The following is a 26,441-nucleotide window of genomic DNA, read 5'->3' on the forward strand; positions in this document are numbered from 1 at the left end:
AGAAAACACGAACAGCACAAAAAAAGTGATTACGGAATTTTTACTTATAAAACGGGGTTAGGAGGAGAGATGCAAAATCAATCAGGGTTGATCATCGAAGGGCTCTTTAAGACATATAAAAATGGGGTGAAGGCGTTAAACGGCGTTAACTTGGAAGTTGGCCCCGGCATGTACGGATTACTTGGGCCTAATGGTGCCGGGAAAAGTAGTTTGATGCGTACCTTGGCTACCCTGCAAACCCCGGACAGTGGTCGGATCATGCTGGATGGTGTGGATGTGCTTGCAAACCCGGACTTTATGCGCAGTAAACTGGGCTATTTGCCGCAACATATCGGCGCCTATCCTGGAATTGCGGCGCGGTCATTGCTGGAGCGTTTTGCCTGGCTCAAAGGCTTCACCGAAACAAGCGCAAGGCGCCGTGAAGTGGATAGGCTATTGGAGCAGGTCAATTTGGCCGATGTAGCCGATCGAGCCGTATCAACCTATTCCGGCGGTATGCTGCGTCGTTTTGGTATTGCCATTGCACTGATCGGCGAGCCGCGCCTGATCATCGTTGACGAGCCAACCGCTGGCCTGGACCCGGCTGAACGCAATCGCTTTCACTGTGTTTTGGCGGATGTCGCAGCGGATGCCATTGTATTGCTCTCTACTCATATTGTTGAAGATATCGAAAACCTGTGCCAGCGCCTGGCCATATTGGCTTCTGGGCGTATTGTTGTTGAGGGCACAGCCCCAGAGGTAACAGACCCTCATATAGGCAAGATGTGGCAAGCACTGATTCCTCGCGGCGAATCACTTCCCGCATCCCTGCACAATATTGCCAGACCCGATGGTACCCAGGTAATTGTACACGGCGAGAAACCCGCAGACTCTCGTTTTACTGCCCACACGCCTCGCCTGGAAGATATTTATCATCTGGCTATTGAGCAGGTAAAAGACCAGCGGGAGGCTGCATGAACAAGCTGGCGCTTATTGCCCATGAGGCAAAGCTGGAGATAAGAGCCGGATTTAGCAGCGGCATCGTGGCTTTGGCCTTCTGGGGGCTGGTAATCTACCTGCTTCTGAATTTGGTCAATGCCGACTATATGCAGAAAATGGGGGCCACAGATATTCCCCGGAACTCACCGTCACTCATTTACCTGATGGGTGCGGGATGTATGTTCTTTCAGTTTTTTGCCTGGGCCTGGGTTTTCTCGCAGCCTATTTTGCGGGACCGCAAAGCCAGTCTGCATGAAGTGATCTATACAACACCGAATTCCCTGAGCGTAATGCTTTGGGGGCGGTTTCTTGGCGCTGCGGTAATAGGAGCCATATTAAGTGCATCTGCGCTGGTAGGGTTTTTGGTCTCGCCGGTATTGGTGTGGATGGGCTTGCTTCCCGAAACAGCGATTGGCCCAGCGCCCTGGAAAGCCCTTGGATTTGCATGGATCTGGTTACAGATTCCCGCGAGCATCGGTATTGGCGCTCTGTATTTTGTCGCTACGCTGCGAACCCGCAGCCTGGCCGGTCCTTTTGGACTCGCAGCGGCTTTAATGATGTTGTGGATGTTTGCTGTGATCGTTCTTCGGGGTGGCAATATTAATCCGCAGCTGGCTGCGGTAATGGACCCCTCGCTATTTACTTTCGTTTATACGGAGGTTACTTCCTGGACACCTCTGCAAAAATCAACTTCGCTATTGCCGTTTACTTTGGGTTCGGTACTGAATCGAATTCTATGGTGTCTTGTTCCTTTGCTTGCCTTGGCGGCTTGCCTGAAATACTTGCGAAGGGAAACACTGGTACTGGAAGGGGCTGCCAAACCTGCCCGGGCGAAGGCCGCTAAAAAGGCAGCCACTCGCAAGGTTAAAGATTTCTCTCCATCTAAGCCCGATACCGCATCGGTTGGCCGCTCTCTGCGTCAACTCATGCTGGAAGCCCGCTGGAGATTATTTCACGTATGGAGTAGTCGCGCTTGGTGGGTCGGTGTTGCGGTCCTGGTAATAATGGGGGTGGCTAGCTCGTTTACCCAGATCATCTGGCACGCTGAAGGGCCTATGGCACCGCGCTTGGAAATGCTATTGCCGCTTCTCAAGGATGTTATTTTCCTGGTTATTGCTTTTGTAATCGCCGCATTGACTGGCTTGGTGTGCCGCAGGGATCAGGTGCCTGGGTTTGACGACATGCTGTCTGCAACCCCCGCGCCCGACTACACACGATTATTTGGCGTTGCCCTTACCGTATTCGCCATGACGGTGCTGTTGGCCCTGTTGCCGGGTCTATCGGGCATTATTGCTGTGCTTCTCACCTCTCCGGCATCTGTCGATATCGTACAGGCGTTCACTTATCAATTGCTGATAGTGACAGCTCCTTTATTGGAGTTGTCGATGATGGTGCTTTTGGTGCATGCACTGTTCCGCCATGCGGGCTTTGCCTATTCCATGTCAATGTTTGTGACCTTTATTCTGGTCCTCAATCATGAGCTGGAGCTGGTGCATTACCCGCCCTATGAAGTGGGTATCACCGCTCATATTCAACTGTCAGCACTCAGTGGTTGGGAACCCTGGATCGGTTATTTATTGGCCTTGGATGGATTTAAAGTTGCGCTTGCCATATTGATGATCGGCCTGTCTGCTCTTTTGATTCCCCGTGGACTGGATAGCCGCATGTCTCAGGGTTTTGCCCTGATACGTTCACGTCTTATGGCCCCTCAGGGCGCTCTGGTGGCTTGTTCCGCTTTATTTCTTCTCGGTCTCGGTTCTGTATTGGGAGATAGGCTGGTAGTGCAGGGCGGGTATCAATCACCAGAGCAACTCAAACAAGAAGATGCCCTCTGGGAATCTTATTGGCTGCCGAAAGCGAGTGGGTTTGAGGTGTCCGGTGGTGAATTGAATATCAATATCAACCCGGATAACCAAACAGTAGAAGGTGAGTGGTTATTGCATAAAGTTCATGTCGAAGGGCAGGGCTTGCAGTTTGAATTACCCCACGGATTTGTATTGGTTAAGGCCTCAGTGGGCGGGCGTGAAGTCACACCGGATCAACGTTACGACCATATGTCGCTGCCAGTATCAGGCTGCTCTGATCAGGGTTGTAATATCAAACTGTTGTGGCAAATGAAGGCGCCGGGGTGGTCCGCAGAGGGAGAACCCTCAGGGCTGACTGCCAGTGGAGTCTGGTTACAAGCGAGCGATATTGTTCCGCGTATCGGTGTTGACCCCGAGCGTATCTTACGTGTGTCAGCGGAACGTGAAGCACTGGGCTTGAACCCTGAGTTCAGTCTGCCGACTTCGCAACTGGCCACAACCCTTGAGGGCGCGGCCCCATCGGGGGACTGGCGCTGGCAGATCCAAATCCAAAGAGATAATAAAAGTGTCTTTAGTGAGCAGGGCAGTACCCATGGCCCCTTGGATTTCTCCATTCAATGGGCACCCAATACGAAACTAGCGGTATTCGATGGGTTTGATATTTCCCATGATTCCGATCGCTCAAATATGGTTTCTGCCATTGCTAAAGACGTTGGGCAGATGCAGGCCTGCGTGAGCCAGCGGCTGGGTACTGATATCGAAATTAAACGGATTGCCCAATGGCCAAGAGGACTTGGAGAGACACGGGCCAGCGGTAATTTGCTGCAATTGTCCGAGGGGCCTCATTGGGATATTGCCGATGAAGGTACAGGGCGTTGGCTGCGGCGGGTCGATATCGCCCGTGCCTTGGCCCGTCAGCATCTAGTTGCCAAGTCGGATTTACGACGTATTGCTGGTTCTGCATGGTTAAGCGATGGCGTATCGGGAGCGATAGGCCTGTTGTGTGTTGCAGAAATAGACGGTATCGAAGTGCTCGATGACGTTCTGGTTCGCTACTCCGACAAAACGACTAGAGATTTGGCTGGCAGCGAGATCCCTGTTGAACGTTTAAGCACAGCGCCGATTTCTGGTTGGGCTCGCTACTACGCACCGGTCGCCGCACTGGATTGGACACTTCATCAAACCCCGGAATCCCTGTCTGCATTACTTGATGATATTCAGCAGCAGAAAAATATCGAGAGTGTGTTAAACGCCTATGTGGGCGTGACACGCACACAAAATATGCTCGGGGCTCCTCTCTCGTCAGCTTTGACGGTCGAATATTTGGAAACAGGCCAGATACGCCTGGATGGGCAGCGTTGGCGCTGGGAGAAAGGCGGGTGGCAGCCGGTTACCGAAACTGCCACTTACCGTTTGTTAGCCGATATCAACGAGATGGATGCAAAGGTCATCAATGGAAATGCACTGATCGATCGCTTGCCTTCCGAAAAAGTATTGGCGCTGGATATCTGGCCATCTTATCAGCGGGACCCTGCACAGAATTTACTGGCTGAGAGTTCTGAAGTTTTGAATAAAGATTAATCATGGAGCCTCTGAATAACTCCGTGATGCCTCTGGCTTACAGAGCGATTCACAATCAAGGCGCGGCTTCGCAGGAATGTCTAGACCTTTCAAGAAGTCGTAACGCAGAGTGTGATTCGCTCTGCAAGCCCCGAAGGGCGGGCCTTGAAGGCCACATCTGCTGCGTTGCAGCTCTTGCAAAGGGCTACGGCCATTCGTGGCGAGCTCCGCCTAACATCTGCAGCCTTCAAGACCCGCAGAGGCATTACGGAGTTATTTAGAGGCTCCCTCTAGGTAGAAAGGAAATTAATTCATGCTCAGCTTAATCCGAGATAAAAAAGAACTCAGTAAACAGATTTCATTGCTGTCCGCAACTTTAATGTACGCCTCTGGAGCCTATTCTGCTGCGGAAAACGCAGATAAAGAGAGTGCTTCTGAGAACGCGATGGAAGTTGTTGAAGTCACTGCACGGCATACAAAAGAGAAAGCCAAGGATATTCCCTTCAGTTTAAGTGTTATTGGTGAAGAGGAGATAAAAAACCGGCTGCATCTCAACGTTGAAGATGCTTTACGCAGTGCACCTGGAGTTGATGTCTACTCATCTAGTGGTGCGGTGGATGCAAATATCCGCATCCGTGGTGTTGGTTCACTCAACCAGGTAAACAAAGACGATGGCTCCGTCGTGGTTAATATTGATGGGGTATCTATGCCAGCAGGGAATGTATCCCTCGGGACCCTGGATATTGAACGCCTGGAAATATTGAAAGGTCCGCAAGGTACTTTGTTTGGTCGTAACAGTGAAGCTGGAGCGGTCAATATTACCACCCAGAAACCAACTGAGGAGTTTGAAGCTTATGGGCGCATTGAGCTGGGTGAAGATAACCAGAGCCTTTATGAAACTGTAATCAGCGGCCCGTTTTCTGAATCACTCCGAGGTCGCTTGGCAGTGCGTCATACCAGTGAGGATCATTGGGTTGAAAATACCACTAACGGTGAGCCAATGACCGAGCCTGAAGACCTGGCTTTTCGGGGGAGCTTGTTATGGGATTTGGGCCCGGAGACCTCTGCTTTATTTATCGCAGAGAGGCAGCACCAGGACGGCTTCCTGAACTTGCAGTTGTTGCAACCTTTTGGCGATGATCCGAGCAGTGAACATACCTTGGGGGCATTTGACGATAACGAGAAAACAGTTGAGCGTTTTTCCACGGAAATCAATCATCAACTGGGTAATAGTCAATTGACTTCAACCACCGCATTGGTCAATACAGATTTTAGTTACTTAACCGGATTTGATCAGGAGACAGCCGCCGCTGTTTTTAATTTCCCTGTGGAGTATCTTCGTGGCGACAGCCAGGATGAACAAACTATCAGCCAGGATCTGCGCCTCTCCTCACTGCCTGATGCATCTACTTTCTGGGTAGTTGGGCTTAACTTGCAAGATGGCGAAAGAAGCTTTGATTCGATTGATTTGGTGTCCTACGCCAACCAATACCGGGATTATGAAACTGATAGCCAGGCTATTTATGGTGAGACTACGGTTCCTTTAACTGAAACCATAAAATTTACTGCTGGACTGCGCTACACCCAAGAGAGTAAGGACTACGCCGGTGAGTACGCCAGCTATGGCACGGATGGGAATTTTTATGTCACCCAAGATCAAAGAACTTTGGATGATGATTATACAACTGGGCGATTGGCTCTCAGCTACTCGCTGACTGAGTACACTAACCTATACACAATGGCCGCACGAGGCCATAAATCCGGTGGCTTCAATGACTTTGCGTTACAGTCCGCTGACAGCGTGGCGTACAAGCCGGCAACCGTTGATAGTATCGAAGTTGGTTTCAAGAGAGAGTCAGACAGCTTGAATATCAGCGGTGCGATATTCTTTAACTCTGTGGAAGATGATCATTTGCTTGGCTTTGATTTCGCTTCCTACTCATCGGCTGCGGTGAATGCGGATACGGAAACCTTTGGAGCGGAGTTTGAAGCCGATTGGTTTATTACTGAGAGATTCAGTATTGCCGGAGGCTTGAGCCTCCTCGATACGGAAATTACCAAAGATGTGTACGGTGTTTCCGGTGGTGATGTTATGGCGGGTAATGAAGTACCTGATGTACCCAGCTGGAGTGCAAGTTTGGCATTAAACTACTATCAGCCGTTACCAGACTTTATGGGTTTAAGTGCACCAGCTCTCAATACCAATTTGACTGTTCGCCACGTGGATGAGCGCCCGGCAGATGCACAAAACCACTTCAACCTGGATGCTTATAGTAAAGTGGATTTACGTGTAGCCTTGCAAACTGACTCGATGGAACTCTACTTGTTTGCCGATAATCTGCTGGATGAGCAGTATCAGCTATATGGCTACACCAATGCGATATTTGCTCCTGATGCAAGAATTGGGGCACCGTCAAAAGGGCGTCGTGCGGGAGTTGGAGCACTCTATCGTCTGTAATGAGGTTACGACAGCTTAGTTAATAGCTGTTTTGTATTGCTTGATGGTTAATGGATCAATCTCTTTACAAGATTGATCCATTAATTTGTTTAATTTGCGGGGTTGATTTTACTTCCATGTAATAGAGTAGGGTCTAAATTTTCTTTCAGCCCGCTAACTTCTATGCCTGTGACTTTGGTTGTGGGACCGGGTTTGATATTAAATACTGAATCTTGATCAGTTAAACGTCGCACAGATTTCCAGTCCCGCTCACTGACTTCCATATGCACTTTACTCAGACCAGTAGCACCATTTTTATGATTTGTTTTTTGGGGGTATTGAGGTGGGTTGTACGGACTCACTAAGAATGGCAGTCGCTCAGAGCGAGGATAAACAAAGCGGAAACTGGTTTTTTCTCCGTTTGGCTTGGTGCGTTGCCAGGGAATTACTCGTCCGGTTTGAACCCCTTCACGGTTCATTGCCGAAAGATCATTATCGAAATCGTCACTGACTAAGGCAACATCACAAAAACCTTCTCCTTCTTGTGACCAACGTATCATCCTGCGTCCCGCGCCTCGGCCGGCAAAGATATCAATAAGCCATTTGAAATAGTGGGCATTGGATGGAGATGTTAATAATTCAATAATAGCCCCTTCACTAAACCAAATATGGGCGTGCTGGGCGTTCTTTTCTTTTGTGGCGTAATCCACGGAAAAACCGAGCTGACGGAAATCTTGTGCAGCTTGATGAATATCCTTCACCCAGAGTAAAACGTGGCTACAGCGTGTTTTCATAAGAGTGCCTTTTGTCTAAAAATAGTGTTGTTTGTTTGGTTTTTATTTTTGAGGCGGCAGTTGTTGGTTAAACTTTTTTTGTGGTTGATTTAACCATACCAGAAATTACGATAAGGTTAATTTAACTTTTGCCGCAATTTTAATAGTTATGAAAATAATAAAATCTACTTGGTGATTCTTTCAGGGGCTGAATAGGCCAATAAACAGTGTAGGGGGCAACGGTTTGTACTGCGAATCGGGTATCTATTTCTAAAAAATACAAAAGCTTGATGCGACTTGAATCGAACAGAAATCACTCTGAAACCTCAGGATTCATCCCCACGCAATATTTGGCGGGAACCTCATCTAAGCTAAATGCCTTCATAAGTTGTCTGCTTGCTCCCACATAGGACTCTGCCGTTGCACCAGACCAGTAACCCGTATCACAACTCAGGGAAACACAATCGCCTCCAAAAGTTACAAAAGACTTATCCCGTACAATCTTGCATGTGCATATGGCTTTGAGTGGATTCATCGGGTCGACAATGCAGGGTTGATCCAGGCAATCAGTCCACGGTTTACCTTCGGGGCAGGAAAGTACCGGCTTGGTGGGAGCCTGTGCGAAAGAAAATGTCGATAAGGCTTTTTTGACGTCGTTTGAGTCAGTCACAGGAGTCCGGTTTTTACATTCAGAAAACCCGAAGTTCAACCCCTTATTAACGTCACATCGGCAAATTGCATTTGAATCTGGATTACTGGGATCTGGAATGCATGGGGCAGATGTGCATAGAACATACTCATTATTACAAATGATGCCCTCACTATTCTTGATTGAGTTATGACCATCCTCTTCTGTTGCCGTTTTAGCTCCCATAAAAGCAAGGGCAATCAAAATTATTGTGAATAGAAGTGACTGTTTCATCATGAGCAGCTCTTTTATACGTTAATCGCCAAAATAGAATGAAAGCTGATATTTCCCAGATGAAGACGATTGAAGTGTCGTTTTTTTAGATTGGACCTGACTTCACTCTACTCGATATCTCATAGGCTATCAGCTGTTGTACGGTGCCTCCGTTCTATTCGACAAGGAATCTTTGCAGTTAAAAGATACACTGGGGCCGCTGTGGGAGTATGGTTGGAAGGCTGAAGGTTTTAGCAGTAAAATTTAGGATCGAACCCTGGCCCCATCCTTGGGGCCCCAAAAGAAGTGGGTAGCGGCTAGGTCAATGACATATAGATATAATTCAAGTTAGCTTGCGGTGGTTTTGACCAATTTCAATAGTCCAGCTTTCAGAGACACCGGAGGCTTCAGCGAACTGCTCCCAATTTGCTACCGCACTTGCGACCTGATCAATTATCTCCATTGGGCGCTTAATACTGATGGATTCCCCTATAGTTATTAAGTCATCTAAATTGAAGTGATCACGCTTTCCGTTAATACTCATCTGGTGTTGACTTGTCCAAGCTCCGCCAGGATTGTGGGCATAAGTCAGGTCAAAGGCTGGTGAAAGAGACCATTCTCCGGCTGGGTCCATAAGAAATGCAATATTCTTTGTATGATCATCTTGATTCCTGGCCAATACGTTGAAGACCATACGGCGATATTGCTGAACGGCTTCATTTTTAGGCAGATATAGTTCACGCATTATACTGAATACTTGCTCATAGGAGTGGGCGCCTGCCATGTTGAAATCCAAGTGCGCAATACCACATAGAGACTGCATATGAAGCTTTTGCCCGTTTACCCGATCAAAGCGCCGCGTCATAAAATGCGCTCGGCCATTTTCCTCCAGTAGCCTGCATTCCGCCATGTTGATACCCGCTTCGCGAGCCATATGATAATAGGCGTATTCAACCCGCCCATAGCCATCACTTGCCCTGAATTCAAGATCTCCCGCGCCGTCAAATTTTAGAAGCCAGTAGTCATAGCCTTTAGGGGCGGGGACCTGACCAGAGCGAATATCCCCCTTATCATTCATGGCAATAACTGCTTTTGCTCGAGCGCCTCCCGCACTGGTGCCTACGCGCAATATGTCCAGCAAGGAGCCTGATTTTTCAGTATCACTATTTCCAAATTGCGTGTTGAGATCCGTCTGCCTATTGGTAATTGCGGCAGCTAGTTTGACTAATTCTTCAACGTTCAGGTCGACAGAATCTTTGAAAGTGCCGTCCACCGCCGGTTGAAATTCAAGCGCTCCCATGCCACGAGTACCGGTGTAACAGAGTCGCTCAATAGGGTTGAAGCTCTCTGGAGTTCGCCCTTGGCGTGCGAGCCAGGCATCAATCACCGCATTGCCGAATTTATCAGGCAGGCAATCGGCGAGGAGTCCCGGTAATCCTTTAAATGTTTCCCGACTGAGGCCGCGAAATGTATATGGCTCATGTGAAGCTTCAATGGGCATGGTTATCGGAGCTATATCCAGCCCCCGACGCAAGAACTCTGGCGCATACTCGAATGAACCATAGCCACTGTCATCCCAGTGGACAGCGCCTACCAATTCGCCCCACAAGTGAACTGTTGCGGCATTTGTCTGGTTTACCATTCCGGCTTGCTCCTTTTTTTATTGTTGTTCAAGGGCAGGGTATCGCGCTGATTTTGTGAGCTTCGGCTGGCTCTCTGCCGCTGTTTGCCTTGAGTAGCAATTTGCATCGGACTTACTGCTAGTTCAGGTAAGAAGTTATCCAATGAATCAAGTTGGCGAAGTACTCTCAGCGCAGCAACAAGGCTATCAAGCCTGCCACGACCAGCCTCCAGCCCTTTAATGGTGGAGGTGGATAGGCCTGCACGCTCAGCCATGTCATCCTGGGTAAGGTTCATTCGTAAGCGGTACTTTTTTAGACGGTTGCCCAGCGTCTCAAGTATTTGCTTATCTGACTGACCGTGAAATCCCATAATAGTTGCCTTTCCACCCTTTGAGTAAGTTTTAGCATATTAGCGGGTGCTTTTTAAACTATTATAGTATGTATAGGTTAAAAGTGTTAATGGTTGGAAATGCAGCTATCAAGGCTTAATTTTATCGTTAACAGGTGTTATTCAGGCTGTAATCTGTATTAATTCTATTATCGATGGAGGCTCGCCTATACCGGAAACCCAACTTCTGCTGGCGATAAGAGAAACACCTGTTCTACATAAGATTTGATGCCATAAGCGGGCAGCGGGCGACTACTTTCCCCGGGGATGAATAGGCTCCACTGCTGTTATTAGGTTTCTTGCCATTGCCAAATGGAAACAACTTAGGGGTTTCTATGGAGATTTACATTAGATACTGCCATGAACATTGGCTCGCAAATTAACTAGAAACAATTTGTTTCCTTGTATTGCTCTATGGGTAAATCAACAGTAGTTGACCGTTACAAAATTTATCCCTGTTAACTTTAAGTTAGGAGGAAGGTTTTTGTATACGCTCACCTATAGTTTGTCGAGTAATTGAAAGTTGATCTATAGGTATGGTTGGGAGTTCTTTAGATTCGGGAGGCGATGAAGCTTACATATTGATAATTAGCTAGCAGAGCGACGGCAAGAGAAAGTACATAGATTAACGACGGGGCAATGCCTTAAATCAACTGCTGTTGACGCTCTCTAGGCCTTAAAACCTCTTGTACTTTTTATTTCTTCAGGTTTCATACCTAGAGACTCAAGAAACCTTTGGTGTTGTTCAGGTTCCATTTCCTCAAACTTATGGTGCCAAGCGAGCATAGAGGCTTCATCAAACCCTGCCGCTCTCATTATTTCTACCCATCGGTTCTTAGTGACCATTTGATCTTTAAGCAAACTTGGCTCCTTTAATAGGGCGACGATCGCTCTCTGTTGTTCTTTAAGCTTGTGGATTTCGCTCTCCAATTGATAGAAATGATTTTCCAGAATCCGAGACTGAGATGAAGTGTTTTGGCCATCAAGTAATCGTTTTATATCGTTCAGAGATAGGCCGTAGGAACGATAGGCAACAATAGCTTCCAGCCTTCTAGTCTCATTTTTTCCATACCAGCGATAGCCGTTATCTGAGCGCCGTGTGGGCGCAAGTATTCCTTCCCGTTCATAGTAGAGAATCGTTGCCCTGGTTATACCACAGTGCCTGGCCAGTTCCGTAACAGTTAGCATAAATGCTCCAGAAAGGTAGAGCAGGTGATGATGAACCCTAAACCTGTAGACAGGTCAAGTCGGAAGGCGACACCTTGAATTGCTCTTATGGAAGTGTAAAGGAGATTTGAACGGCTCCGTAGTATCCCTTCTTTTGTGTTAATGAAAATAACACTTACCGTAGGTTTGTGTATATGGCGAATATATGGTCATTTATTTGCTGTTGACTCGTCTATAGATGCAGGGTTCAAAGTTCTGGGCTTTAGCAATCAGCGAGAGATGTTTTTGGTTATGGGTCACTCAATTAGCAATATTAAGAAGTCACTATTCTGGCTTTTGGACTATCATCCGGAGGTCGAAAAATATCCCAGTTTGTTGATGAAGCACTGCATAGAACATACGGTGCTGTCTGAAAGAGCTGGCTTCAATAGTGTTTGGTGTGCAGAGCATCACTTCCAGCACCTGGGACATATTCCTAACCCTGCTGTTTTCCTTTCAGCGCTTTCCCAACTGACTGAAAAGATACGCCTAGGTTCGGGAGTTTCTATCTTACCCTTAAGGAATCCGATTCAGGTGGCAGAGGACTATGCCATGTTAGATATTTTGTCTGCAGGGCGCCTCAACATGGGAGTGGGTACAGGTGGGCAACTTCTGGAGTCGGACGGAATGGGGTATGACTTTTCAAGCAGAGGGGAGAGATTTAAGGGTAACCTAGCTGAGATTCAAAAGCGTTGGAAGCTGGCTTTGGAGGGCCATAGAGGAGTTGAGTCCTTAAATATATCTCCTGTGCAAAAGCCTTCTCCCCCAATTTACATCGCGAGCAATAACCCCGAAAGTGCATATGAAATTGGAAGGTCGGGATATGGCCTGATAACAATTGTTGCGCCTTCAACCGAGAATATTGATGTAATCGCTGTGCGAATTGAGCGGCATCGTCAGGGATTGGCTGATGGCGGCTTTGGTAAGGACCATGCGGAAACTGTGGTTACCATCTTCTCCCAGGTGGGGGAATCGGAAAAGGACGTGAGGTATTCAGTAGAGCCTGCATTGGCCCGAGTGATTTCTTATCTTTCCGGTAACAAGGTCTCAGATGCTTCGGGGATATACAACTGTATGCGTGATAAGGGAACAGGGCTTTTTGGTACTCCAGCGGAAGTTCAACAAATGATTGCTCGTTATCAAGGTATTGGTGTTGAACATATGGCATTTATCAATCGATTTGGTGGTTTGGATTGGTCTGTTGCTTTACGTAGTCTCGAATATTTAGGAGACATTTAAGAGGCGATCTATAAGCGCTGGGATCAAGATCTCAATAAACCGGCCCCTGATTAAGGGGCTCATCCCCTCTACTTAAGCGCTATTCAATAGAGAGTTGTACGCTTTCCTTCCTACAAACCCAGCTTGTTGCTAGTCAAAATTACTGATAAATTCAAAATGTGATCACATTTTGATTGGGCAAAAATGTAAATAAGTTAAAGGGAAGGGATAGTTTATGGTGGGTCCGATTGTAAAGGCCGGGGCGAAGCAGAGTAGTGAGGTAGCAGGACTGGTAACAAAATTGCTACAAGCTCTTGTCGGTCATAAGCGCAACATCGATCCAGAGGTCATGGCAGTAACGGCTAAGAAGCTACTTTCACAAGAAAATGGATTTTATGCTTTCCTATATTATGCCGATGGAGCTCCAGTGGGCGTTATTACCCTATCAAGGTCTGCCGCTATTTATGCCGGTGGCAACTACGGGGTAATCGAGGAGCTTTATGTTGAACCAGAGTTCCGTTCACAGTTTATTGGCAAGGCTCTTTTGGATGAGGTGATCAGTTTTGCAAAGGAAGAGGGCTGGCCACGGCTGGAAGTTAGTACTCCGGAAAGAGAAAACTGGCAACGAACAATTGATTTTTACCTCCGAGAAGGTTTCCTTGAGAATTCGGTCGGGGAGAGGTTGAAGCTGGAGCTGTAGCTCTTAACCTGAAAAGGAAGAGGTCGCTTTGGAAAATGAAAGTCGTATTGGTTGAGTTTGATCTGACAGGGTAATTCTAAAAGTAGCGCTGTCTGCCAGATCAAGCTTGAGCCAAAGGGCTCAGTGGTGTGTCAAACCAGAGCTGCGACTAGCCTCAAACAAAAACCATGACCGCTTTTCTGCCTGATCAATATACTCTTCCAGCAAGCTTGCGGTAGCAATATCTCTATGCTCATCACAAAGTTCGTGGACTTTACGCATACTTGCAATCATTTCCCGATTGTCTTCGCCTAGCTCTAACAACATATCTTGCGGATCTACATACTCGGCATCATTATCTGAAGATCGTTGTAGCTTGGCGATATGGCCAATGGAGCGAAGTGTAGTGCCTCCTAGTTTGCGCACGCGCTCCGCCAGTGCATCGGTCATCTCAAATACTTCATCGGCTTGATCATCGAAAAGCAAATGATAGTCCCTGAAGTGGGGGCCGCTAACATGCCAGTGAAAGTTCTTGGTCTTCATATATAGGCTGAAAGTATCTGCCAGCAGGGTATTAACGGCGATAGAAATACTGGCCCTCGCACTCTCACTTAAATCAGACGGGGCGGCTAGCCTGGATTGTGTGCCTACCGCTTCTCCAGTTGCTTTTCTCATATCAAACCTCATAAGTTATGACAAAGGGACAGGTGTGGCAGTCGGTGTCTCCATGGCACTAGATTAGACACCTATATGGCGACTAGCCATTCATAAAGGGTTGGAAGCCAGAGAGAACCAGCACAATATTTTTTTCATCAGTCTTATACTGGTTGATATATCTCAAGCGTATATGGAGGAGTCTGTTTGAGATATAAAGCGGATTAATCTGATTTTTTCAAAGGCTCATACGATAGGTAATGCAACTACGGAGAATTTCTAAATGGTCAGCAGCTTCAGTAAGGAGGAGTTATCCAGAGGATTGTGCAATCTTTTGACGGAAGCATATCTAAAGGTAAAAGACCTTGGTTATGATGAGATAGTTACTGAGTTTGACAAGGTTGAACGCACACATACCCCGCATATTCAAGAATATCAAGATTTAGTATTAGAAACAAAGCGGCGTATCGCTGAAATGAAATTCTTATTGCTCTCAGATAAAGGCTTACCTTTTGAAGTTATTCAAGGTCTTCACAAGGATGTGCGCGACTTGGGGTATTTAAGCATTGATAGCGAAGATACGCTTGAAACAATTTTTTGTCGGCACTGCTTAAACCACCAAAAGTATGCTCTTGCGATTGAAGTTGCTACTGCTCTTAAAAAGAGTGTTCTCTCTGAGCTTGATAGCTCTCGTGACAGCAAAGAGGCCTATGCCTATAAAGCTATAGCCAGGTGTGATCGTTTAATTTCACTAGCGAAAGAACACCTATAAAGACCAAGATATAGCAGCTATACAATTCGGAGGGATTAGATTTTCTGCTGATTTGTCAGGCGGTGAATGGTTAGCTCAAGTAAGTGGCTGATAACTAGTGTCGATTAAAGTAGTAGATTTTTTCTTTTCTTTCATGCTCGCAAGAGCGCCCATCCCTCATTGAATTAACTTACCAATCATTAAAAGTCATACTTAAATAAAATATTTTTGATGTGATATAACATCGCCTTATACTTAAGAGATAAGGCCGTATTTTTTGTCATAAGTGATCTGTTAATCCTCTTTGGCTGTGTCTCTCGTGAACCATTCCACACTTTTTTGCGGAAAAATATTTATTACCAAAGTTTTTTGTAGAGATTTAAAACTTGTCATCGCAGTCCACATGAGTTTCGAGATCTCCATTGAGGACAACAATTTCCGAGTCGTTATACATTTGTACCAAGTTGAAACAATGGTACCAATTTCGCTCAAGCTAACTAAATGATCCTAAATTCAGCAGTTTTTGGGCTTTCCCTTTATAGAATTTATTTAGCCAAAGCGGGGCGGTTTAGGAGTAACCGATATCGAATAATTTCTTGGTATTGGAATAAATATAACTTCGGAGAAACCACAATAATGAAATTATCTTTAAAATTTCTTTTACAAAAGACGGCTTTAGCAAGTGCATTCTCATTGCTATGCACTGCGCCTTTTGGTGCCTATGCGGAAGAAGCGGATAACAAGCTGCTAACTGATCGCATCATCGTTAAGTACAAAGAAAGCGCTAAAGTTGGACGGGCCGCTACTATGGCTCAGGAAACTGTGGAAAAAGCTTCCCGTCGCGCTGGCCATAAAATGCACCATCTGCGCCGCATAGCTACTGGCGCTCAGGTAATGCGCCTGGAAGGTCGAAAAAATAGAGCTGAAGTAAACGCAATTATCGATCGCCTGAGGCAAGACCCGGATGTGGAGTATGCAGAACCAGATCTGATCTTGAAAGCAGTGGCTGTACCTAATGACCCAAGTTACCTCAATCAGTGGCACTACTATGAATCTACAGGTGGCTTGAACCTTCCATCAGCCTGGGATACCACTGCGGGTAACGGGGCTGTGGTCGCGGTACTCGATACTGGTTATCGACCCCATGCAGACCTGGCAGCCAACATTTTGCCGGGCTACGACATGATCGACGATACCTTCGTTTCCGTAGATGGCGATGGTCGCGATAGCGATGCCACCGATCCGGGTGATTGGTATAGCTCTGGTACTTGTGGAGATAGCTCCTCAAGCAACAGTAGCTGGCACGGTACCCATGTTGCCGGCACTATCGCTGGCGTTACCAACAATAATCTTGGTATCGCAGGTGTTGCCTATGAGGCCAAGATTGTTCCTGTCCGTGTGCTCGGCCGTTGTGGTGGCTATACGTCAGATATTGCTGACGGCATCATTTGGGGTGCTGGTGGTTCTGTCAGTGGACTGCCAGCCAATGCGAATCCCGCCGACGTACTCAATCTCAGCCTTGGCGGCAGCGGAAGCTGTGGTACTACTACACAAAATGCCATCGATACTGCTCGCAGTCTCGGTGCGACGGTTGTTGTAGCTGCTGGCAATAGCAATGCTAATGCAAGCCAATTTACTCCTGCCAGTTGTGATGGGGTGATCTCAGTGGCTGCGACTAATCGCAGTGGCGGTCGTGCTTACTACTCTAACTACGGCAATGTAGTAGATGTTGCAGCGCCGGGCGGAGCACAGAGCTTCGCCAATGACTCCGACGGCGTCCTCTCTACCTATAACAATGGTGCTACTGACCCAGGCAGTGATAGTTACTATTACATCCAGGGCACCAGTATGGCGGCGCCTCATGTGGCCGGTGCCGCAGCATTGCTCTACTCTGTAGACCCTACCTTGACCCCAGATGAAGTTGAATCAATCCTCACCAGTACCGCACGGAGCTTCCCGGCTTCTTGCAGCAGCTGTGGCTCAGGTATTGTCGATGCAGCAGCGGCCGTAGCCTCGGCCAATGGTGGCGGCGGTGGTGGCGGTAACGACGGCGGTGAACTTGAAAATGGTGTTGCTGAGACTGGTATCGAGGGTAACAGTGGTGATGAAATTAACTTCACCCTAGAAGTGCCTAACAACGCTACAGACTTGTCTTTTGTAATGTCCGGTGGAAGCGGCGATGCTGACCTCTACGTTCGCCATGGCAGCGCCCCCACAACCAGTACCTATGACTGCCGCCCCTATACTTCAGGCAATAATGAAACTTGTGATATCGATAACGTACAGGGAGGAACCTATCACGTCATGGTACGTGGATATAGCTCCTTCTCTAACGTAAGTCTCGTGGGCAGCTATACCGCAGGTGGTGGCGGCGGTGGCGGTAGTGACAGCTGGGAAGAGACAAATCTTAGTGGTTCCCGCAACGGCTGGCAGCATTTCACTATTGAGGTTGATAGCGGAGCTTCAACGCTGAGCGCCGTAATGTCTGGTGGCAGTGGGGATGCAGATCTCTATGTTCGTTTCGGCCAAGAGCCCACCCGCACAGCCTACGATTGTCGCCCTTACGAGTGGGGTAATGATGAAAGCTGCAGCATCAGCAATCCAGGCGCAGGTACCTGGTATATCAGTATCCGCGGTTACTCTGACTACTCTGGCGTTTCTCTGAGTGCTAGTACTGAGTAAATGGGCTAACTCCCACTCGACAGGTTCCTGTGGGGTGGGTAGATAGCTGTTCTACTCAAATAATGCCAGTCAGTTAAGCTGACTGGCACTTTCATTTAACACGTTGATCTCTGCAGAATCCTTTCCTAGTGATATCGCCGGCAATATCACCAATTCTGTGATGATCATTTCCACTGTTCGATTAAAGTTCGTTTTATCAGAGTGAATTACCTTCAAGCTCCAGCCTTTTCTTTAAAGTTGATAAATTTTCGAACGGTATTTTGCAGCCTTTCTGTGCACAGTGATTGGAAAGCCCTTAGTTATCTCTATATCGGTGCAAAGACAGATAAATAAGTTTGTTTAGGTGGAGGCTGTCACAAGAATAGAAAGAGGCCGACAATCACCTAAGAAGGATACATCGGTTGCCACTACTATCCCTGTGGGCAAAATTGAAACACTGGTACTAATTTTGTCTCGATATCCAGCCATGACTTGCTCAGGCATATATCTTGCGTAAAGCCTAACGTGCCCTGTCACCACAGGGACAGTGGTACTAATGGTTAGGATGTTACACCCCGTCGGCTAAATCATCATGGAGAGATAACAATAATGAAGTCACTGTTGAAAAAATCCACTCTAGCAGGTGTGTTTTCACTTCTATGTACAGGCTCCTTCGCCACCCAAATGGATAACCTAAGTAGTTCCCCAACAACTGACCGGATCATTGTGAAATACAAGCAGGATTCCACGATCGGACGGTCAGCGAGCATGACTCAGGAAACTGTGGAGAAAGCCTCTCGCCGTGCGGGCCACAACTTGCGCCACTTGCGGCGCATGGCGACGGGTGCACAAGTCATGCACCTGGGGAGCCGAAAAAGCCAAGCCGAGATCAACCTGATAATCAACCGCCTAAAACAAGACCCCAATATTGAGTACGCTGAGCCCGACTTGATGATGCACCCTATGGCGGTCCCTAATGACCCCAGCTATTACGACCAGTGGCACTACTTTGAAGCTGATGGTGGACTGAATTTGCCCGCAGCCTGGGATATAACTCAGGGGGAGGGCGTGGTAGTAGCAGTTATTGATACCGGTTATCTCGCTCACACAGACCTCATGGACAACTTGCTGCCTGGTTACGACATGATTTCGGATTCCGATATCGCTGTAGATGGGGATGGCCGTGATAGTGATGCCAGTGATCCCGGGGATTGGTATACCGATAGTTACTGCGGAAACCCACTGTATCCCGAATTTGATAGCAGCTGGCATGGCACTCATGTGGCCGGCACCATTGCTGCCGTCACCAACAACAATATGGGTATCGCTGGGATAGCCCATAAAGCAAAAGTGCTCCCCGTTCGAGTACTCGGCCGCTGCGGCGGTTACACATCTGATATTGCTGATGGCATTGTCTGGAGCGCTGGCGGCTCGGTTAGTGGTGCACCAGCCAATGAAACTCCGGCTCAAGTGTTGAACTTGAGCCTGGGGGGCTTTGGCCTCTGTGGAAGCACAACTCAAAGTGCCATCAATACAGCCCGTAGCCTGGGCGCCACAGTTGTTGTTGCCGCAGGTAACTCTGGGCGGAATGCCTTCTGGTTTTCGCCGGCTAACTGTTCAGGAGTCATTACAGTATCCGCGACCAACCGCTCCGGAGGACTTGCTTACTACTCCAACTACGGCAATGTGGTCGATGTCGCTGCCCCCGGAGGTGAAACTAACTCGGTGGAATCCGATGGCGTTCTCTCTACATTAAACAGCGGCGCGCGAACTCCCGGTAGTGATAGCTTCGCTTACTACGCCGGCACCAGCATGGCCGCTCCACATGTTGCCGGTACAGCCGCACTTATATATTCAGTCAAGCCCGATGTTACACCAGATGAGGTTGAATCCATTCTCACCAGTACAGCCCGAAGTTTTACAGGCTCATGTCGGCGCTGTGGGTCAGGCATTGTTGATGCGGCGGCAGCCGTTGAGGCCGCTATAGAGAATTGAACTGTCGAAAGGCGCTAGCTTAATAAAAGACCGACATTTCGTCGGTCTTTTACACTTTCCCACTAAAGGATCTAGCCAAGTACAGGGGTGAGGTTAATATTCATCCTTGTTCCCATGCGGGAAATGGATCATTCAATGTCGCCCAGTATTCTTTGCCTCGTAGCACTTCGTCCTCGCTTAGCAGGCAGTCATCAAGCGCTTTTGTCATGCTGGTTTGATTCAAACTCTGGCCAATAAATACTAGTTCTTGCCGCATATCACCAAAGGGTTCTACCCATTGTTTTTCAATGGAGCTGCGATAATTTTCGTCTGTGGGCCAGTTTTCTTTGGGTATAGCTTTCCAGAACATCCCAGCGAAACCATAGTGGGCAATGCCTCCCGCTTGACTCCATTCGCCTGCAAACTCAGGGCGGGACGCCAGCCAAAAATACCCTTTGGAACGAATTAACTTGCCGTGCCTCTCAGTATTGTGCAGAAATTGATGAAATTTTTCTGGATGGAAGGGTCTACGTGCTTCGTAGCTGAAACTGCTAATGCCATACTCTTCCGTTTCAGGAATATGTTCACCTCGCATCTCTTTAAGCCAACCAGGTGCTTGCTGCGCGCGCTCGAAGTTAAATAAGCCGGTACTTAGAACCTCGTCAATATCGACTTGCCCTTGAGAGACCGGAACTATTTTTGCCTGCGTATTTAGAGTTCGCAGAATGGCCTCTAGGCGCTCAACATCAGAAGGGCCAGCTAAATCTGTTTTACTGATCAGAATGACATCTGCGAACTCGACCTGGTCGATCAGCAAATCAGTTACACTGCGTTCGTCGTCTTCACCTAATGATTCACCAGCATCCTGTAAAAATACGGCCTCGTCATAGTCCTTTAAAAAATTGACTGCATCGACCACCGTCACCATTGTGTCCAAACTGGCAACATCAGAGAGAGAAACACCATTTTCGTCGGCAAAAGTGAAGGTTTCTGCAACGGGTAAGGGTTCAGAAATCCCTGTTGATTCAATAACGAGATAATCAAACCGTCCTTCCTGCGCAAGCTTAGTGACTTCCTCCAGAAGGTCTTCCCGCAGAGTGCAGCAAATACAGCCATTACTCATTTCAACAAGCTTCTCCTCACTACGGTTAAGAGAAACTTCGCTCTGTACTTTCGTCGAATCAATATTGATTTCACTCATGTCATTGACGATTACAGCAACTTTTTTGCCTTCGCGATTGTTCAGTATGTGGCTAAGTACGGTAGTTTTACCGGCACCTAGAAAACCTGAAAGGACGGTGACTGGGAGTTTGTTTGTATGTGCCATTAGTCTCTCCACACTCTGAGTATTCATCCATGTGTACTAGGTTAATCAGATTGTGCGCAATGATATATCGTATCTTTTATGGGTCAAGCTATTTCATTTACATGAGGGTAGGGCGGTAGTATTACCGCTCCTCCTTTACCCGCTTACTCCGCCCACTTTCATGCCGCTCCCGCATATCGGAATCAATGTAGCGATCGGTCGTAGCCATACTTGCATGGCCCGCATCATCGCGCACATGCTCGCGGGGGCGGTACTTCACATCTTCAGAAATACCCGTATGGCGGAGCCAGTGCACAGTGGCAGCCTTAAGATCTTCAGCATCTTCCCCTAAGCCTTCTTCAACCATCCGTTGGTGGGCAGAATCAAAGCAGTTTTGAACAATCAGGCGAACCTGTCGGGTACTGGTAACCGGTCCCTTGCCACGGGACTTGTGCACCAGAGGTGTCTGCTCATTAATGCTGGGCAGAGCAGGGAGCTGCAAATAATTTCTGTAGCGCTTCAAGGCCTTCAACATTTGGTCGCAAACAGTGATCGCCCGGCCTTTGTTACCTTTGCCCGTAACGTGAAACCACCAGTTTCCGTCGCGATCTTTCTTGAAATCACCCATAACTGGTGCCGATCTTTCATCCGCAACCAACTCAGAGATTCGCAAATACATAGCGAATAGGGCGTTCATAATGAATAAAGTTCGCTCGTGATCAGTTGGTGATGTCTCGGCCATGATCTCAGCAGTCTCCAGGACATAATCCCACTGCAAGTTGCTGATTCGACGTACAACCTGGCTTTGTTGCTCACGTCGAACAAACTTACTTTTCTGGCGAATCAGTGCCACAGGATTGGCTGGAACCAGGCCTTCTTGATAGAGAAAATCGAAGAAAGACGACAATGCAGTAAAGATGCATTTGATCGCTGCCTGGGATGGCCGGAACTCCTTGGGGGAAGCCGTCTTGCCAGCACGAAACTCAACTTTGGATACACTGACTACGAATGGCCGCCAATCGGCATTCACAACGCGCTCGCCATTTTGTGTTTTGAATCTGGCAACATTCTTAGTTCCGATCCAGGCAATTGGCGGCTCAATGCAAAACTGCACAAACTCCTCAATGTGTTCGCGCTTCAGAGTCATTATTGAAGCTTCTTCAATGCGCCACGCCCATTGCAGCAAGCGCTCAAGTTCACGGCGGTAGCTGTTAAACGTTGCCTGGCTACCGTTGTAGCTGTAAAGAAACTTAAGCGTGAACTCCAGATCGGTATTAGCACCAGGAATCTGCTTGCTGAGATAACGGCTAGCTGAAAAGCTGGTGCAGCGGAATGGATTCTCAAGATTGCTCAGGTTGTCGATGATTGGTGCTGGTGGCCGGTTGGAAGCAGACATAGAAATATGGAGTTGTTGTTGGAATGCGGCAAATTATACGGAAAAACGGGCATTTATAAAATATCCGATATTCATTTGATATCGGATATTTCTTCGCAATTTTCCGTATAAAATCAACAACTTACGCCATTTGGGTGAGGGACTCTGTGAGGCTCGAAACCGTAGGGTTGGTTAATAATTCACCGCTGGCCAAAATGGCTAGCGCAAAAACGCTCGCGAGCGCGCCAAAATTCGTTGTGTGCTTGGCGGCGAGGCGTGCGAGGTTTTCGAAAGAGGGGGTGTTGCGCGACCTTTCAGCGGCAAGGCTTAAGATAATGGATTCATCAGAAACCCCTAAAAATTTAGCCGCAATCAATCCCTGTTCAAAAGTAAGTTTGCCTCCGTGGTGGCGCATTTGATTAACGCGATTCGGATGTACACCTAGCTCCTGGGCCACTTTGTAATAGCTGCCTAAGCGCTCTTTCATCCTGGCCAAAATGTCGATGGTACTCAGCATGATTGTCGCTCTCTCCTTAGATCGTTTTGTCATTATAGGTTTTATACAAGTCCGCAATTAGCCTCAGGCGACTTGTATAGGGTTTCTTCGCTTGTATACAGTGTTATTGCTCGCTGTTGAGTAGCCCCGCCAAGGAGTACCGGCGGGGCGTGTCGAACAGCGGGCCGACACAATACAGCAAGCAAGGAACTGCTTATGCAACCCAATAAAACATTATCGCTGGGGTTAGTTGAATCAAATCTGAATCGAGTAGGGCAACGCCCAGTCGCCGCTTACTTAAACGCCTTGAGTCAAGGTATAGACGAGCGAATCGAAAGTACCCAGCATAGTGAATCTTCAAAAAAGCACCCGTGCCCAACCTGTAAAGGGGCGGGGTGGCTTCTTCTCTCCGGCGATCTGTTCGCCTTCTCTCCGGACGATAAATTACTAAAACCGTTAAAGCGTGGCAGCGGTGGAAATATCGGCGCGAGCCTGCCTATCGAGTGCCCGCGCTGCTTGGGTACCCAAGTCGATGTTATGGCGATGACTAAGGGGGTGGCCGCATGAGCGCTGCCCGTAAGAGCGTCGATCCAAGCCGAGTTGCACGCAAAACTGTTCGCGATATAGAAAAGGTTTTGGCCTCGGTTCGTCACGGTAACCGCAGTCATTTAAACGATCGGCAGAAAATGCAATTTTTGCTGAATTCACTAGACGCGCTTGATGTGAATCTGCGCGATATGGGCAAAAAGGCTGAGGCGTTGCAAAAGCATTTTGCCCGTACTCGCCGAGATGTTGCCGCTGTAGATCATGGTGTTCGCTCTCACATGGATGATCACTACCGCACGCAATATGTGGCGGCTTCAATCAACCTTCTGCAAAACCAAATTAGAAATGCCCTAAAGGAGCTGGGGGAGATTCGCAGTAATGCCGGGGGTTCCCATGAGTGAGCAAAAAGACGGGCTTCTGTGCGTTCAGCTAATTTTCGATCGCTCCGAATATGAGCGCCTTCTTGCGGTGACAAAGGCTGTGCGTGACCGTCGCCCGGTAAGCCTTAGCTCTGCGGAGGAAGCCCTGCAAGCACTGCATTACGGCTTACGGGCTGCAAAGCCATTGGGAAAATAAGTTTATGGAGGAACACAGTGCGGGGACGAAGTAACAGGGGGTTGGGTTTTATTTTGGTCCTGCTTGTGTGCCTGCCGGGGATTGAGGCGGTAGTCCGTGGAAAAGATCACAGCATTAGAACAGTTCAACAACCGCATGCCGCCGGAAATTTGGCGGTGGCGGGATTCAGTTATCAGTCAGCACAAGCCAGTAGTATCAGACCTCGTTGCAATGTATGCGCGGGATTGCCGAGAACGTGGCTATGTGCAAGCCAACAAAAATTTGCGGATCGCTGGCGAGGCACTGGCCGCGCCGGTTTATTCGCCGCTGGCGATCAACTTAGACGCCACCGCATCCGCCACTATGGAGGACGAAGATATCCGGGCCTTAGCTGAAACAGCGGCAGAGTATTGCAGTCAGTTGCAGGGGGAGAGCGGCGGTGATTTGGATTCTCTGGGGGATGAAATTGAGGAGCATGTGCGCGCCCACGGTATTGAGTGGCCGGTACCTGACGAAATCCCTCATAGCTGGACGCGGGAAAAGCTGGACGACGTAATTAACCGGGCAATTCTCCGCGCTTGTGATGCCCGCTGGTGGCGTCGCCAATTGCGCAAGAAATTGGGCCGCCAGGTTGAGTCTGTACTGCGCAATGCCGGTAGGGTGCAAAAGCGATTGCAGCCCTATGTCAGCGATTGGGCTTATCAGCGCTGGCAGAAGTCACAGCACCGCAACCGCGCTCTTTTAGAGAGTATGGAAGCGGTAAACGAGCTGGGTGAGTCCGTCAGTCTTGCGGAGGCTCAAGAGGGAAGTGTGTCTAATCCGGTGAACCGTCGCCATGAGCTGATGGTTCGCCTGCGTGGCTATGAGGATATTGCCAAGGAGCTAGGTTTGACCGGGCTTTTCCTGACTCTGACCGCGCCTAGTTCCTATCACGCACGCTTACATCACGGGCCTATTAATCCGAAATATAACGGTGCTTCGCCGGATCAGGTGCAGCGCTATTTGTCTGGGGTATGGCAAAAAATCCGGGCTCGCTGGAATAAGTTAGAAATCCGCGCGTTTGGTTTCCGTGTAGCGGAGCCGCACCACGATGGTACGCCTCATTGGCATATGTTGCTGTTCTTCTCTCCGGAGGATGCGGAAACCGCGTGGACAATATTTCGCGCTGAAGCATTGCGCGAGGATGGCGACGAGAAAGGGGCGGAACAGCGCCGAGCTGACCGCGAGGTGATCGATCCGGAGCGCTCCGCGACTGGATACATCGCTAAGTACATTTCAAAAAACATTGACGCCGAAGGAGTGGACGTTGACGAAGAGGCAGAGCGGCCCGGCAGTGATGGTGCCGGTAGGGCTCGAGCTTGGGCGTCTCTCTGGGGTATCAGGCAGTTCCAGCAGATCGGCGCAGTCAGTGTGACTGTCTGGCGCGAACTGCGCCGCCGTCGCAAGCCCCTGGAAGACTGGGAACCGGAGGAAGTCGAAGCAATTCGCGCGGCCTGTGATGCTGGCGACTGGCGAACCTTTGTAGAACTCATGGGCGGCCCAACGATGACCCGCGAAGGTATGGCCTTACGCGCTTTCCATTTTGAGCAGGAGCCGCCGTCAATCAAAGACAAAAAAGAAATACCGCTTAATCAATACGATCACGGTGTTTGCTCTCGTTACGGCGATGAAGTTAAGCGCCTGCTGGGCGTGGTGATGCGCAATACAGGCCGGGTAATTTCCACGCGTCAGCATGTTTGGAATATTCGCCGCTGTGGTGGCCAAGTTCGCGAGCTGCCCGAAGGGGGCAGCACACATAGAGCCCGACTAATGCCGGGGCTAACTATGGATCAAAAGTCGCTAGATGAGCGTATCGAGATTCAAATTTCCGCCGCAATGCGGTGGGCGGAAGCAGAGAAGAAAGCAACGGACCGGCGCAGCCGTGTCCGCTCGGACTTGTGTCAATAACTGTAACCAAGGGGTGACAATGAGACGAAGGAACGTGAAGCAGCAGCAATCTGTAAAAAAGGCAAGAGAGGGCACCGTCAACCCTCGCCCAGTACCGGAGCGGCCGGCTGCACCTGCACGCCCGGCGCAAGCAGAAATACCCCCAGCCCCTAAGCCGGAGCCTGATTTCGTCTTGCGTATGCAGCAGGAGCTGGAAGAACTGCAGGGGCGAATACTAAGACTGGAGGAGTTTAAGGACTCCGAAAAGTTCGAAACCCTGGACGTAGCTGAAAAAGAGCTACTTCAAATGCAGCTTGGAGCAATGAACCAATACCGCTATTTACTTAGCCAACGTAGGAACCTGAACAAACTGAAAGAAGGGGGAGCAATTGAGCATCGAACAACAACCGGGCGATAAGCTGCGCGAGCTTGCGCAGTCGATCGAATCCGTAGAGATTCCAGCCGCAGTAAAAATGCTACTGCCAGGCGGGACTGATTTGAAGGGCGCGCGCTCTGTGCTGGAACAGGCCGCGTCTCAATTAGATCGGCTGGATGCACTGGAGGAGCGAATCGGCCAGCTAGAAAACCAGTTTAACTAATTCATAGTTTCGGCTCGTCGGGAGACGCCCA

The 26,441-nt window shown here is 48.6% G+C and carries 23 protein-coding genes; 14 read left to right on the plus strand and 9 right to left on the minus strand.

Annotation, left to right across the window (positions count from 1 at the left end; translation table 11 throughout):
* Positions 1–69 precede the first annotated feature (69 nt).
* The 3 genes from ACJJI5_RS12215 (at position 70) to ACJJI5_RS12225 (ending at position 6,801) form a co-directional block, all read left to right on the plus strand.
* The gene (locus ACJJI5_RS12215; RefSeq protein ID WP_445354154.1) at positions 70–957 is read left to right on the plus strand and encodes an ABC transporter ATP-binding protein; all 888 of its coding nucleotides are present in this window, start codon (positions 70–72) and stop codon (positions 955–957) included.
* Entirely contained in the window at positions 954–4,364 is a 3,411-nt protein-coding gene (locus tag ACJJI5_RS12220) for an ABC transporter permease (protein ID WP_445354155.1), read from the plus strand. The genes ACJJI5_RS12215 and ACJJI5_RS12220 overlap by 4 nt, the downstream gene beginning before the upstream one ends.
* 292 nt (positions 4,365–4,656) lie before the next feature.
* Positions 4,657–6,801, plus strand: coding sequence for a TonB-dependent receptor (locus tag ACJJI5_RS12225; protein WP_444908239.1), 2,145 nt, complete (start codon positions 4,657–4,659; stop codon positions 6,799–6,801).
* Between the two features lie 89 nt (positions 6,802–6,890).
* Here ACJJI5_RS12225 and ACJJI5_RS12230 read toward each other — a convergent pair whose 3' ends face one another.
* The 5 genes from ACJJI5_RS12230 to ACJJI5_RS12250 form a co-directional block, all read right to left on the minus strand.
* A complete protein-coding gene (locus ACJJI5_RS12230; protein ID WP_445354156.1) occupies positions 6,891–7,574 on the minus strand; it encodes a VOC family protein in 684 nt (227 codons plus the stop codon).
* A 292-nt stretch (positions 7,575–7,866) separates the two neighbouring features.
* On the minus strand, positions 7,867–8,478 hold the full coding sequence (locus tag ACJJI5_RS12235) for a hypothetical protein (RefSeq protein ID WP_445354157.1): 612 nt from the start codon (positions 8,476–8,478) through the stop codon (positions 7,867–7,869).
* 319 nt (positions 8,479–8,797) lie between these two features.
* Positions 8,798–10,096 (minus strand): type II toxin-antitoxin system HipA family toxin, encoded by a 1,299-nt coding sequence (locus ACJJI5_RS12240; RefSeq protein WP_445354158.1) that lies wholly within the window; start codon positions 10,094–10,096, stop codon positions 8,798–8,800.
* Positions 10,090–10,446: a helix-turn-helix transcriptional regulator gene (locus tag ACJJI5_RS12245; protein WP_444939203.1), complete on the minus strand. Its 357-nt coding sequence runs from the start codon at positions 10,444–10,446 to the stop codon at positions 10,090–10,092. Before ACJJI5_RS12245 ends, ACJJI5_RS12240 begins: the two co-directional genes overlap by 7 nt.
* Before the next feature lie 687 nt (positions 10,447–11,133).
* A complete protein-coding gene (locus tag ACJJI5_RS12250) occupies positions 11,134–11,652 on the minus strand; it encodes a MerR family transcriptional regulator (RefSeq protein WP_445354159.1) in 519 nt (172 codons plus the stop codon).
* Positions 11,653–11,922: 270 nt separating this feature from the next.
* On the opposite strand from ACJJI5_RS12250, the gene ACJJI5_RS12255 reads away from it, so the two are divergent.
* Complete coding sequence (locus ACJJI5_RS12255) at positions 11,923–12,909, plus strand: LLM class flavin-dependent oxidoreductase (protein WP_445354160.1); 987 nt, start codon at positions 11,923–11,925, stop codon at positions 12,907–12,909.
* 214 nt (positions 12,910–13,123) lie between these two features.
* Entirely contained in the window at positions 13,124–13,588 is a 465-nt protein-coding gene (locus ACJJI5_RS12260) for a GNAT family N-acetyltransferase (protein ID WP_445354161.1), read from the plus strand.
* Positions 13,589–13,708: 120 nt separating this feature from the next.
* Here ACJJI5_RS12260 and ACJJI5_RS12265 read toward each other — a convergent pair whose 3' ends face one another.
* Positions 13,709–14,242 (minus strand): Dps family protein, encoded by a 534-nt coding sequence (locus tag ACJJI5_RS12265; protein ID WP_444893931.1) that lies wholly within the window; start codon positions 14,240–14,242, stop codon positions 13,709–13,711.
* Positions 14,243–14,504: 262 nt separating this feature from the next.
* On the opposite strand from ACJJI5_RS12265, the gene ACJJI5_RS12270 reads away from it, so the two are divergent.
* The 3 genes from ACJJI5_RS12270 to ACJJI5_RS12280 all read left to right on the plus strand — a co-directional run bounded on the left by ACJJI5_RS12270 (position 14,505) and on the right by ACJJI5_RS12280 (position 19,628).
* Positions 14,505–14,993 carry a hypothetical protein gene (locus ACJJI5_RS12270; RefSeq protein WP_445354162.1) on the plus strand — a complete coding sequence of 163 codons (489 nt, stop codon included), beginning with the start codon at positions 14,505–14,507 and terminating at the stop codon, positions 14,991–14,993.
* A gap of 615 nt (positions 14,994–15,608) precedes the next feature.
* Positions 15,609–17,654, plus strand: coding sequence for a S8 family peptidase (locus ACJJI5_RS12275; protein WP_444897382.1), 2,046 nt, complete (start codon positions 15,609–15,611; stop codon positions 17,652–17,654).
* A gap of 588 nt (positions 17,655–18,242) precedes the next feature.
* Complete coding sequence (locus tag ACJJI5_RS12280) at positions 18,243–19,628, plus strand: S8 family peptidase (RefSeq protein ID WP_413662043.1); 1,386 nt, start codon at positions 18,243–18,245, stop codon at positions 19,626–19,628.
* A 100-nt stretch (positions 19,629–19,728) separates the two neighbouring features.
* Here the strand turns inward: ACJJI5_RS12280 and zigA are convergent, their stop codons facing one another.
* From zigA to ACJJI5_RS12295, 3 genes are all read right to left on the minus strand, one after another.
* Positions 19,729–20,934 carry a zinc metallochaperone GTPase ZigA gene (gene zigA / locus ACJJI5_RS12285; protein WP_445354163.1) on the minus strand — a complete coding sequence of 402 codons (1,206 nt, stop codon included), beginning with the start codon at positions 20,932–20,934 and terminating at the stop codon, positions 19,729–19,731.
* 121 nt (positions 20,935–21,055) lie between these two features.
* On the minus strand, positions 21,056–22,309 hold the full coding sequence (locus tag ACJJI5_RS12290) for a tyrosine-type recombinase/integrase (protein ID WP_444897380.1): 1,254 nt from the start codon (positions 22,307–22,309) through the stop codon (positions 21,056–21,058).
* A 121-nt stretch (positions 22,310–22,430) separates the two neighbouring features.
* Positions 22,431–22,805 (minus strand): hypothetical protein, encoded by a 375-nt coding sequence (locus ACJJI5_RS12295; protein WP_445354164.1) that lies wholly within the window; start codon positions 22,803–22,805, stop codon positions 22,431–22,433.
* A 195-nt stretch (positions 22,806–23,000) separates the two neighbouring features.
* On the opposite strand from ACJJI5_RS12295, the gene ACJJI5_RS12300 reads away from it, so the two are divergent.
* The 6 genes from ACJJI5_RS12300 to ACJJI5_RS12325 all read left to right on the plus strand — a co-directional run bounded on the left by ACJJI5_RS12300 (position 23,001) and on the right by ACJJI5_RS12325 (position 26,410).
* Positions 23,001–23,351, plus strand: a complete 351-nt coding sequence (locus ACJJI5_RS12300) for a hypothetical protein (protein WP_445354165.1) — start codon at positions 23,001–23,003, stop codon at positions 23,349–23,351.
* Positions 23,348–23,731 (plus strand): hypothetical protein, encoded by a 384-nt coding sequence (locus ACJJI5_RS12305; RefSeq protein WP_445354166.1) that lies wholly within the window; start codon positions 23,348–23,350, stop codon positions 23,729–23,731. The genes ACJJI5_RS12300 and ACJJI5_RS12305 overlap by 4 nt, the downstream gene beginning before the upstream one ends.
* Positions 23,724–23,906 carry a hypothetical protein gene (locus ACJJI5_RS12310; RefSeq protein ID WP_445354167.1) on the plus strand — a complete coding sequence of 61 codons (183 nt, stop codon included), beginning with the start codon at positions 23,724–23,726 and terminating at the stop codon, positions 23,904–23,906. Before ACJJI5_RS12305 ends, ACJJI5_RS12310 begins: the two co-directional genes overlap by 8 nt.
* 96 nt (positions 23,907–24,002) lie before the next feature.
* Positions 24,003–25,832 carry a replication endonuclease gene (locus ACJJI5_RS12315; protein ID WP_445354168.1) on the plus strand — a complete coding sequence of 610 codons (1,830 nt, stop codon included), beginning with the start codon at positions 24,003–24,005 and terminating at the stop codon, positions 25,830–25,832.
* Positions 25,833–25,851: 19 nt separating this feature from the next.
* On the plus strand, positions 25,852–26,229 hold the full coding sequence (locus ACJJI5_RS12320) for a crAss001_48 related protein (protein ID WP_445354169.1): 378 nt from the start codon (positions 25,852–25,854) through the stop codon (positions 26,227–26,229).
* On the plus strand, positions 26,201–26,410 hold the full coding sequence (locus tag ACJJI5_RS12325; protein WP_445354170.1) for a hypothetical protein: 210 nt from the start codon (positions 26,201–26,203) through the stop codon (positions 26,408–26,410). The genes ACJJI5_RS12320 and ACJJI5_RS12325 overlap by 29 nt, the downstream gene beginning before the upstream one ends.
* The last annotated feature ends 31 nt before the right edge of the window (positions 26,411–26,441 follow it).

Source organism: Microbulbifer maximicatervae (SeqCode) (assembly GCF_052467955.1).

Coding starts and splice junctions, on each gene's coding strand:
- ACJJI5_RS12215 (WP_445354154.1), top strand. CDS start 70: ATGCAAAATCAATCAGGGTTGATCATCGAAGGGCTCTTTAAGACATAT.
- ACJJI5_RS12220 (WP_445354155.1), top strand. CDS start 954: ATGAACAAGCTGGCGCTTATTGCCCATGAGGCAAAGCTGGAGATAAGA.
- ACJJI5_RS12225 (WP_444908239.1), top strand. CDS start 4,657: ATGCTCAGCTTAATCCGAGATAAAAAAGAACTCAGTAAACAGATTTCA.
- ACJJI5_RS12230 (WP_445354156.1), bottom strand. CDS start 7,574: ATGAAAACACGCTGTAGCCACGTTTTACTCTGGGTGAAGGATATTCAT.
- ACJJI5_RS12235 (WP_445354157.1), bottom strand. CDS start 8,478: ATGATGAAACAGTCACTTCTATTCACAATAATTTTGATTGCCCTTGCT.
- ACJJI5_RS12240 (WP_445354158.1), bottom strand. CDS start 10,096: ATGGTAAACCAGACAAATGCCGCAACAGTTCACTTGTGGGGCGAATTG.
- ACJJI5_RS12245 (WP_444939203.1), bottom strand. CDS start 10,446: ATGGGATTTCACGGTCAGTCAGATAAGCAAATACTTGAGACGCTGGGC.
- ACJJI5_RS12250 (WP_445354159.1), bottom strand. CDS start 11,652: ATGCTAACTGTTACGGAACTGGCCAGGCACTGTGGTATAACCAGGGCA.
- ACJJI5_RS12255 (WP_445354160.1), top strand. CDS start 11,923: ATGGGTCACTCAATTAGCAATATTAAGAAGTCACTATTCTGGCTTTTG.
- ACJJI5_RS12260 (WP_445354161.1), top strand. CDS start 13,124: ATGGTGGGTCCGATTGTAAAGGCCGGGGCGAAGCAGAGTAGTGAGGTA.
- ACJJI5_RS12265 (WP_444893931.1), bottom strand. CDS start 14,242: ATGAGAAAAGCAACTGGAGAAGCGGTAGGCACACAATCCAGGCTAGCC.
- ACJJI5_RS12270 (WP_445354162.1), top strand. CDS start 14,505: ATGGTCAGCAGCTTCAGTAAGGAGGAGTTATCCAGAGGATTGTGCAAT.
- ACJJI5_RS12275 (WP_444897382.1), top strand. CDS start 15,609: ATGAAATTATCTTTAAAATTTCTTTTACAAAAGACGGCTTTAGCAAGT.
- ACJJI5_RS12280 (WP_413662043.1), top strand. CDS start 18,243: ATGAAGTCACTGTTGAAAAAATCCACTCTAGCAGGTGTGTTTTCACTT.
- zigA (WP_445354163.1), bottom strand. CDS start 20,934: ATGGCACATACAAACAAACTCCCAGTCACCGTCCTTTCAGGTTTTCTA.
- ACJJI5_RS12290 (WP_444897380.1), bottom strand. CDS start 22,309: ATGTCTGCTTCCAACCGGCCACCAGCACCAATCATCGACAACCTGAGC.
- ACJJI5_RS12295 (WP_445354164.1), bottom strand. CDS start 22,805: ATGCTGAGTACCATCGACATTTTGGCCAGGATGAAAGAGCGCTTAGGC.
- ACJJI5_RS12300 (WP_445354165.1), top strand. CDS start 23,001: ATGCAACCCAATAAAACATTATCGCTGGGGTTAGTTGAATCAAATCTG.
- ACJJI5_RS12305 (WP_445354166.1), top strand. CDS start 23,348: ATGAGCGCTGCCCGTAAGAGCGTCGATCCAAGCCGAGTTGCACGCAAA.
- ACJJI5_RS12310 (WP_445354167.1), top strand. CDS start 23,724: ATGAGTGAGCAAAAAGACGGGCTTCTGTGCGTTCAGCTAATTTTCGAT.
- ACJJI5_RS12320 (WP_445354169.1), top strand. CDS start 25,852: ATGAGACGAAGGAACGTGAAGCAGCAGCAATCTGTAAAAAAGGCAAGA.